Source organism: Oleiphilus sp. HI0080 (assembly GCF_001635135.1).
Genome location: NZ_LWFU01001064.1, coordinates 1 through 869, shown reverse-complemented (window position 1 = coordinate 869; position 869 = coordinate 1). Strand labels below are relative to the sequence as shown.

General features: G+C 47.0%; 1 protein-coding gene. It reads left to right on the top strand.

The annotated features are described in order from the left end of the window. Window positions 1-372 precede the first annotated feature (372 nt). The coding region (locus A3751_RS19800) for a response regulator (RefSeq protein ID WP_197466543.1) at window positions 373-869 on the top strand (497 nt) is incomplete at its 3' end.

Here is an 869-nt window from a genome sequence, read left to right as displayed (position 1 = left end):
TGAGCTCGCTTTCCTGGATGCGGTTGCAAAGGGATACTGGGAGCGGGATATGGGTGCGCTTGATCGATTGTTCAAATCTGAGGTTTGGGTGCACGGGGTATCATTTTTTGACTGATTGCTTCAGAAACATGCCTTCCTAGGCGCGCTCAGTCGTGCATACTTTCTTTGATGATAACCGAAACGCCGGCTGACGCAGTTGGATATTATGCGATAGCAAACCTTGACTGGAGATCGTGTCGATCAGACACGACGACTGAGCGCAGAAGAGCTTGTCCATTATAGCCTTTGGGAATCTGGAACGAATTTTAGACAGTTGTCCTTAGCACTACTAGACTCTAGTAATTGCCTAAGAAATCTATGGAGTTCCCTTACATGGACGAGCTGATTTTTGCAGAGGAGACGTCTCTCTCTGACAGCCCTTCTGATGAATCTTGCTGGAAGATACTCGTCGTCGATGATGAGCAAGATGTACATCAGTCCACCATCCTAGCGCTTGGGCGCGAAAGGTTATGTGGCCGTCCGCTTCAGTTTGATCACGCTTATTCTAGCGAAGAGGCAAAAAAGATTTTGTCTACTAAGTCGGATTACGCCGTTATTCTCTTAGACGTTGTGATGGAAAATGATCAGGCAGGTTTTGAGCTGGTTCGATACGTGCGCGAAGACTTGGCGATTAGGGACACACGTATCATTCTCCGTACAGGGCAACCTGGCTATGCGCCTGAGCTCGAGTCAATTGCCAAATATGAGATCAATGACTACAAGGCGAAATCTGAACTCACCCGCAATAAACTGTTTACAACATTAACCGCTGCTATCCGTTCATATTCCCAGATTCGTGCTTTACAACTGAGCAAAAAAGGGCTTGAAAG